At 67.6% G+C, this 7,838-nt stretch carries 6 protein-coding genes and 2 rRNA genes; 3 read left to right on the top strand and 5 right to left on the bottom strand.

The features are described 5' to 3' along the window. A partial coding sequence (locus tag QRO91_RS21110) for an outer membrane protein transport protein (protein WP_285310550.1) occupies positions 1–753 on the bottom strand: 753 nt, incomplete at its 3' end. Between the two features lie 227 nt (positions 754–980). Between QRO91_RS21110 and QRO91_RS21105 the strand changes: the two genes are divergently transcribed. Then, positions 981–1,673: a rhomboid family intramembrane serine protease gene (locus tag QRO91_RS21105; RefSeq protein ID WP_005407784.1), complete on the top strand. Its 693-nt coding sequence runs from the start codon at positions 981–983 to the stop codon at positions 1,671–1,673. An 84-nt stretch (positions 1,674–1,757) separates the two neighbouring features. Here QRO91_RS21105 and QRO91_RS21100 read toward each other — a convergent pair whose 3' ends face one another. Then, positions 1,758–3,200, bottom strand: a complete 1,443-nt coding sequence (locus QRO91_RS21100; protein ID WP_049426968.1) for a S41 family peptidase — start codon at positions 3,198–3,200, stop codon at positions 1,758–1,760. A gap of 108 nt (positions 3,201–3,308) precedes the next feature. Further along, the gene (locus tag QRO91_RS21095) at positions 3,309–4,610 is read right to left on the bottom strand and encodes a murein hydrolase activator EnvC (RefSeq protein WP_049426970.1); all 1,302 of its coding nucleotides are present in this window, start codon (positions 4,608–4,610) and stop codon (positions 3,309–3,311) included. A 95-nt stretch (positions 4,611–4,705) separates the two neighbouring features. Here QRO91_RS21095 and QRO91_RS21090 point away from each other — a divergent pair, with 95 nt between their 5' ends. Further along, positions 4,706–5,368 carry a hypothetical protein gene (locus QRO91_RS21090; protein WP_049426973.1) on the top strand — a complete coding sequence of 221 codons (663 nt, stop codon included), beginning with the start codon at positions 4,706–4,708 and terminating at the stop codon, positions 5,366–5,368. Positions 5,369–5,454: 86 nt separating this feature from the next. Further along, positions 5,455–7,170 carry a M28 family metallopeptidase gene (locus QRO91_RS21085; RefSeq protein ID WP_049426975.1) on the top strand — a complete coding sequence of 572 codons (1,716 nt, stop codon included), beginning with the start codon at positions 5,455–5,457 and terminating at the stop codon, positions 7,168–7,170. A 315-nt stretch (positions 7,171–7,485) separates the two neighbouring features. On the opposite strand, the gene rrf (QRO91_RS21080) is transcribed toward QRO91_RS21085, so the two are convergent. Together rrf (QRO91_RS21080) and rrf (QRO91_RS21075) are read right to left on the bottom strand one after the other, a co-directional pair. Beyond that, positions 7,486–7,600 (bottom strand): 5S ribosomal RNA (gene rrf, locus QRO91_RS21080). Between the two features lie 144 nt (positions 7,601–7,744). Further along, positions 7,745–7,837: ribosomal RNA gene (gene rrf, locus QRO91_RS21075) — 5S ribosomal RNA — on the bottom strand. Position 7,838 lies beyond the last annotated feature (1 nt).

Here is a 7,838-nt window from a genome sequence, read left to right as displayed (position 1 = left end):
GCCCTTGATGCGCAGGAAGCCATCGGCGGTGCCCGGGGCGAAGCCCTGCTGGGCCAAGGCCGCAGCGGCCTGCCTCGAGGCGGCCAGGGCCTGAGCCGGGGTACCACCGGCGGCCAGCACGGCAGCGGCTGCCTTCTGCTGGGCGCTGGCGTTGATCGCGGTGCCGGTATCGACGGCGCTGGTCAGGTCGACGTTCAGGCGCTCGGCGAACACCGACGCACCGAACGACAGGTACGGGTTGACGTCGTAGGAGAACGCCACGCCCAGGTCGATCGCCTGCAGCTCGGTCTTGACGCCGTTGTAGCGGCCGACCCAGTCACGGTCGTATTCGGTCTTGAAGCCGAACGGCACGGTCAGCGAGGCGCCGAAGTGCATGTTCTCCTTCTCGCCGAACGGCAGGTGGAAGTAGGCGGCCGGAACCGGGGCGATCATGCCGGCGTCGCCGCCGTTGCCACCGGAAATCGGCGCGCCGTTGCCGTACTGGCCCTGGCCGCGGAACTTGGCGCCGAAGCTGATGGCGCTGACGTCGCCCTGGACCAGGGTGCCGTCGAGCAGGCGCATGGAGGCCGGGTTGGTGGCGATGACCGAGGCGTCACCTTCGGTCGAGGTGGAGCCGGCGAACGCGCGGCCCAGGCCCTTGGCGCTGTTTTCCTTCAGCTGGAAGGCGGCAGCATTGGCATCGGCGGCGGCCAGCGCACCGGCAACGCCGACGGCCAGCAGGGTCAGTCGGGCAATGGTGGAAGCGGTTTGCATCGTAGTTCTCTCTCTCCGGTAAGCGGTGATGGTGCTCTGAGTGCGCCTGCGCCCGGCAGGCCCGGAGGCCCGTCGAAGCGCGCCGGATTCCCCTCCCGACATACGACGCCGTATGCGAGTATTACCCAGAGCCGTTAATGAAACAATAACGGCGCAGGCGGTTTTTTCGTCTCAAAAGCTGAACAGGACAATCCCCGTCGCAAGCGCCCGCACGCTAGGCTAGTGCCATGTTCGTCTCCCTCCCGTCGCGCAAGAAGGCGGCCCTGCGCTGGGCCACACCCGTGCTGTTTGCGGCACTGTGGCTGGCGTTCCTGTGGTCGATCTCGCGCCCGGACGATGCCCGCGGCAGCCTCTGGCTGGACTGGGGCGCCCTGTCCACCGGCCTGACCCACCCGCTCGACTGGTGGGCGACGCTGCAGGACGGCAGCGTGCTTCGCCTGTTCACCGCCCTGTTCCTGCACGCGGACTGGTCGCACCTGCTGGGCAATCTGGTGTTCCTGCTGATCTTCGGCCTGCCGGCCGAGCGGGTGCTGGGCCCGTGGCGGCTGCTGCTGCTGTTCCTGGTCGGCGGCGCGGTATCGAACCTGGTGGCGATCTACACCATGGGCAGCCCGGACCAGATCATCATCGGCGCCAGCGGCGCGGTGTCGGCGCTGATCGGCGCCTACCTGGCCCTGTTCCCGGGTGCGCGGCTGGGCGTGGTGATCCCGCTTGGCCTGTTCCTGGAGTTCGTGCGTGCCCCGGCCTACCTGCTGATCGGCGTGTGGGCCGCGCTGCAGGTGGTGTTCGCCCATATCGGCCCGAGCTTCGGCATGGTGGCCTGGTGGGCCCACATCGGCGGCTTCGTGTTTGGCCTGGTGTATGGCGTGTACGTGCGCGCTGCGATCGCGCGCCGGCTGCGCAAGCGGCACGGGTTCTGACCGCCCGGTAGTGCCGGCCGCTGCCCGGCATTTGTTTTCTTCTTCCGCCCTTGGGCCGGCGCCGGGCATGGCCCGGCGCTACCGTCAGGGCTTGGCCGGCGCCGGGGCCGGTGCGGGCTTTGCTTCCGGCTTTGGCTCGGCCTTCGTTTCCGGCTTCGCCGCAGCGGCCTTCGCGGCCTTGGCCGCATCTGCCTTGGCCGCTTCGGCCTTCAACCGTGCAGCTACCGAACCGGGATTCTTCAGTTCGGCCAGCGCATCGTTGATCGGGCCGTCGCCCGGCAGCACCGCGCCGGCGTGGTAGCCCTCGGTGCCTTCGTCGTCGCCGCGCAGGTGGCCCGGGAGGGTCGCTTCGCTGTAATCGCTCAGGCTGGCCGGCAGCGCATCGTCGGCCGGCGTCGGGGCGGGTTTCAACTCAACGTCCGGCACGATGCCGGTGGCCTGGATCGACTTGCCGCTGGGCGTGTAATAGCGCGCCGTGGTCAGCTTCACCGAATCCCCGTTGTCCAGCGGCAGCACGGTCTGCACCGAGCCCTTGCCGAAGGTGCGGCTGCCGACCACGCGTGCGCGCTTGTTGTCGCGCAGCGCGCCGGCCAGCACTTCCGAGGCACTGGCCGAGCCGGCATCGGCCAGTACCACCACCGGTGCGCCCTTCAGCAGGTCGCCCGGGGTCGCGTCGAATCGGGCATCGCTGATGCTGATGCGGCCACGGGTACTGACGATGTTGCCCTTGTCGAGCAGATCGTCGGCCACCTGCACGGCGGCCGTCAGCAGGCCACCCGGGTTGCTGCGCAGGTCCAGCACCAGGCCCTTGAGCTGGCCACCGGACTGCTTCTGCAGCTGCTGCACGTGCTTCTGGAAGTCCGAACCGGTATCGGCCTGGAAGGTGCTGAGGCGGATGTAGCCATAGCCCGGCTCCAGCAGACGGCTGCGCACGCTGGTCACGCGGATGGTCTGGCGGGTGAGGCTGACATCGAACGGCTTCGGCTTGCCGTCGCGCACGATGGTCAGCACCACCTTGCTGCCGGCCGGGCCACGCAGCGGTTCGCTGGCATCGATCGCGCTGATCGGCTTGCCGTCGATGGCAATGATCAGGTCGCCGGCGAGGATGCCGGCCTTGGCCGCCGGCGTGTCGTCGATCGGCGAAATCACCTTCATGCTGGCGTTGTCCGGCTGCTGCTGCAGCTCCACGCCGATGCCCTCGTAGGCGCCGTTGGCCTGTTCGTCGAAGGCCTGCGCGTCTTCCTTGTTGAAGTAGGTGCTGTGCGGATCAAGGTCGAGCAGCAGGCCACGCACGGCCGACTGCATCAGCTTCTTGTCATCGACCGGGTCGACATAGGCGGCACGCACCGCGTTGTACACGGCCACGAAGCGGCGGATGTCCTCCAGCGGCACCTTCGAGGTCACCGCCTCCTCGCTGTTCGCTGCCTGCCCGCTGGTTTCCTGGCTGGGGGCGGGCGCGGTCTGCTGCGCCCAGGACAGCGCCGGCAACAGGGCCAGCAAGAGGGTGGCGGTACGGGCTGCGCGCATGGATCACTCCTGTCGACGTTGGCATCGTGCCCAAGGCACATGCGTCGATTATGCGCGAAGCACAGCTAAATTCCCGTTGAATCCGCCCTGCACGCGGAGGCGCTGGATTCAGCGCCGCTGCAGCCAGCTGTCGGGGTTCACCGGCTGCCCGCCACGGCGCAGCTCGAAGTACAGCGCGGTGACGCCCTGGCCGCCGGAATTGCCGACCTTGGCCACCGCATCGCCACGGCTGACCCGCGCGCCGGCATCCTTCAGCAGGGTGTCGTTGTGTGCGTACAGGCTCATGTAGCCGTTGCCGTGATCGACAATCAGGATCATGCCGTAGCCGGTCATCCAGTCGGAAAACACCACGGTGCCGTCGGCCACGGCAGTGACGGTGCTGCCGGCGGGCGCGCCGATCAGCACACCGCTGCTGGTGCGGCCGTCGGGCAGCTTTCCGCCGTAGCGGGCCAGCAGGTTGCCCGACAACGGCCAGCCCAGGCCACCGACCTTCGGCGCCGGCGCAGAGGCCACGGCAGGCGGGACCTTGGTGGGCGGCGGTGGCGGACGGCCCTGCGCGGCGGCCTGGCGTGCGGCACGCTCGGCAGCAGCCTTTTCAGCGGCTGCTCGACGCGCGGCGGCGCGGCGCTCGGCTTCGGCCCGGGCCGCGGCGGCACGCAGGTTCGCCAGCAGCGTTTCCAGTGCCTTGGCATCCTGGCCCAGCGCCTGTTCCTTCTCGCGCTGGTCCTTGAAGCGTTCGTCCAGCGAGGCCACCGTCTTTGCGCGATCGCGGCGATCGGCTTCCAGGGCGGCTGCCTGCTGCTTCTGGTCCTGCTGCGCCCCCTGCAGCTTCTGCTTGCGCTCGGCGATCTGCGCCTGCACCGCTTCCAGTTCCTTCAGGTCGGCGGTCAGCGTGGTGATGCGCTGTGCGCGCTCGCGCTGCAGGTAGCGGTGGTAGGCCAGGGCACGGTTGGCATCGGCCACCGTGTCCTGCGACAGCAGCAGCTTCAGCGGTGCGTGGTTGCCCAGCTGATACGCCGCGCGCAACAGCCCGGCCAGTTCGCGGTGCTGCTGGGCCAGGTTGGTCTGCAGGGTGTTGCGGCGCTGTTCGGCTTCGGCCAGGGCGCGGCCCTGCTCGCGCAGCGCGGCTTCCGTCTGCGCAAGGGCACGGCCGGTGCGGGCTACCTTCTCGTCGGCCTCGCGCAGTTGTTGCGAGGCCTGGCCGCGCTGGCCCTCGATCTGCCGTCGCTCCTGCGCCACGCCCTTCAGTTCGGTACGCAGTTTCTGCAGCTTGCGCTCGGTCTCGCGGGTGGTCTGCGCACCGCTGGGCAGCGGCAGGGCCAGCGCCAACGCCAGCCCCAGCAGCAGCCAGCGCCCGCCGCGGGCAGCGGCGATGTGATGTCGGCGTGATGGGAAGACGTTGTCGCGCAAGGGCTTTCCAGTGACTTCAGGCAGTTGCAGGGGGTACCGGGGAATGGTGACATCTCCGCACGCGGCCTGCCAGCCGCACATCCATCGAGGTCGCCATGAAAACTCTTTCCATTCCGCTGCTGTTGGGCGTACTACTGGCCACCGGGCCGGTCTGTGCGCAGGAGAACATCAGCAAGGTCAACGGCAGCATCAGCGCCGACGCCGGCCAACGCTACGGCAAGCTGGATACCGTCAACGGCGGCATCCGCGTCGGCGAAGGCGTCGAGACCGGCAGCATCGACACCGTCAACGGCGGGGTCAAGGTGGCCGACCGTGCACGTACCGGCAAGATTGAAACGGTCAACGGCGGCGTACGCCTGGGCCGCGAGGTGATCGCACACGGCAGCGTCAGCACCGTCAACGGCAGCATCTTCACCGATCGCGGCAGCCAGATCGAAGGCGGTGTCGAGACCGTGAACGGTGGCATCGGCCTGGTCGAAAGCCGCGTCGGCAAGGATGTGGAGACCGTCAACGGTGACATCACCGTCGGCATCGGTTCCCAGGTCAACGGCGGTGTGCACGTGCGCAAGCCGAACTTCAGCGTCTCGCTCACCGCCAGCCGCAAGCCGCGTGTGATCGTCGGCCCGAATGCCGTTGTCAGCGGCCCCCTCCAGTTCGAACGCGAGGTGGTGCTGTACGTGCATCGCACTGCCCGTATCGGGCCGGTTACCGGCGCCGAGCCGATCCCGTTCGACACCGAAACCGCTCCGGCGGACTGAGCGCACCGGACCGCCCGGTTCGGTGATACTCGCTGACACCGGCCGTGCGCGACGTGCGGCCGCCCTTTGTTCTCCAGGAATAGACGATGCCCCGCAAACTCCTCCTGTGCCTGGCCGCCGCGGCCGCGCTCAGTGCCTGCAAAGGCGAAACCACGCCGGCCACCGCGCCGGCCGCCGATACCGCTGCCGCTGCCCCGAAGCCGGCCGCTCACCAGTTCTCCCCGGAGATCAACGCCGGCGACTTCGCCGAGATGGTCAAGACGCTGGCGTCGGATGAATTCGAAGGCCGCGCCCCGGGCAGCAAGGGCGAGGAACTGACGGTCAACTACATCCGCGACCAGATGCAGCGCATCGGTCTGCAGCCGGGCAACGGCGACAGCTGGTTCCAGGACGTGCCGATGACCGAAACCACGGCCGACGCATCGACTGTGCTGAAGATCACCCAGGGTGGCAAGACCACCGAGCTGAAGTTCGGCACCGACATGGTGGTCGGCACCCGTACCGGCCAGGCCGAGGTGAAGGTTGATGCCAGCGATCTGGTGTTCGTCGGCTACGGCGTCGATGCGCCGGAACAGAAGTGGAACGACTATGCCGGCCAGGACTGGAAGGGCAAGACGGTCGTGATGTTCGTCAACGATCCGGGCTTCCACGTCAACGACGCGAAGCTGTTCGACGGCAAGCGCATGACCTACTACGGCCGCTGGACGTACAAGTTCGAGGAAGCCGCCCGCAAGGGCGCCGCTGCCGCGCTGATCGTGCACGACACCGCCGGCGCGTCCTACGGCTGGGATGTGGTGAAGAACTCCTGGGCCGGACCGCAGTACGACCTGCCGGCCAAGGATGACCCGGAAGCCCGTATTCCGGTACAGGGCTGGCTGAGTGCCGACGCCGCCAAGGCGCTGTTTGCCGGTGCCGGCCTGGACCTGGCGCAGGCTTACAAGGATGCGAGCAAGCGCGGCTTCAAGCCGGTGCCGCTGAAGGCCACCGCCGCGGTCGACCTGAAGAGCCAGATCGCGCAGAAGCAGTCGCGCAACGTGGTGGGCGTGCTGCCGGGCAGCAAGCGTGCCGACGAGGCCGTGCTGTACATGGCGCACTGGGACCACCTGGGCAAGCACGAGGGTGAAACCGGCGACAACATCTACAACGGTGCGGTCGACAACGCGACCGGCGTGGCGGGCATCCTTGAGGTGGCCGAAGCAATGGCCCACCAGGATCCGAAGCCGGAACGTTCGGTGGTGTTCCTGGCAGTGACCCTGGAAGAGTCCGGCCTGCTGGGTTCGAAGTACTACGTCTCCCACCCGACCTTCCCGCTGGACAAGATCGCCGGTGTGATCAACATTGATGCGATGTCGGTGGCCGGCCGAGCCAAGGACGTGACCGTCACCGGCTTCGGCAGCTCGGAACTGGAAGACATCCTCAAGCCGCTGGCTGCGGCCCAGGGCCGTACCCTGCACGGTGAGACTTCGGTGCAGAGCGGCTTCTACTTCCGTTCGGACCATTTCAACTTCGCCAAGGCCGGCGTGCCGGCACTGTACGCCGATGGTGGCGAGGACCTGCGCGAGGGCGGCGTGGACGCCGGCCGCAAGGCCGCGGCCGACTATGGTGCCAACCGTTACCACGGCCCGAAGGACGAGTTCGATGCGTCCACCTGGAAGCTGGACGGTACGGTCGAAGACCTGCAGTTGATGTACGGCGTCGGCAAGGAGCTGGCCGGTGGTGATCGTTGGCCGAACTGGTATGCAGGCAACCCGTTCAAGGCGGCCCGCGATGCGATGATGAAGGACAAGGCTTCGGCCAAGTAAGGGCGAGCCCTGCTCGACTGAACATCGTTGAGGTTCAAGCGGCGCCCCACGGGGCGCCGCTTTTTTTTGCGTGCTGTCGGCGGCTCATCCACGGCGGGTGTGGATCTACCGGTAGTGCCGGCCGCTGGCCGGCATCGATTGGTAGCGGCCAACCTTGGTTGGCCCCATGCTTCCTCGCGCAGGGTATCCACGCATGGCGTGGATCTACCGGGCGATGTGCCGCCATCGGCTTGCCGGCCAGCGGCCGGCACTACCGGCGTTTCCCGCGCACAAAGAAAAACCCCGCTGCGGCGGCAGCGGGGTTTTGGGTGTAAACCCTGGCGATGACCTACTCTCGCATGGCTTGAGCCACACTACCATCGGCGCAGCTGCGTTTCACTTCCGAGTTCGGGATGGGATCGGGTGGTTCCACAGCGCTAATTTCACCAGGGAGACGGTTGCAGCAGCGCTTGCAGCGCCAGCTTCGCGATCTTGCCCTTGGGGCGGAAGCCACCCGGAAAATGCAGTGCCTTCACTTAATAAGAAAAACCCCGCTGCGTGAGCAGCGGGGTTTTGGGTGTAAACCCTGGCGATGACCTACTCTCGCATGGCTTGAGCCACACTACCATCGGCGCAGCTGCGTTTCACTTCCGAGTTCGGGATGGGATCGGGTGGTTCCACAGCGCTAA

It is taken from the genome of Stenotrophomonas maltophilia group sp. Smal32, assembly GCF_030237085.1.
Lineage (GTDB): Bacteria > Pseudomonadota > Gammaproteobacteria > Xanthomonadales > Xanthomonadaceae > Stenotrophomonas > Stenotrophomonas maltophilia_Q.
This window is presented reverse-complemented; position numbering and strand designations above follow the sequence as displayed.

Excerpts from the sequence above, each read along its gene's own strand:
- QRO91_RS21105 (WP_005407784.1), top strand. The coding sequence starts at position 981 with ATGTTCGTCTCCCTCCCGTCGCGCAAGAAGGCGGCCCTGCGCTGGGCC.
- QRO91_RS21100 (WP_049426968.1), bottom strand. The coding sequence starts at position 3,200 with ATGCGCGCAGCCCGTACCGCCACCCTCTTGCTGGCCCTGTTGCCGGCG.
- QRO91_RS21090 (WP_049426973.1), top strand. The coding sequence starts at position 4,706 with ATGAAAACTCTTTCCATTCCGCTGCTGTTGGGCGTACTACTGGCCACC.
- QRO91_RS21085 (WP_049426975.1), top strand. The coding sequence starts at position 5,455 with ATGCCCCGCAAACTCCTCCTGTGCCTGGCCGCCGCGGCCGCGCTCAGT.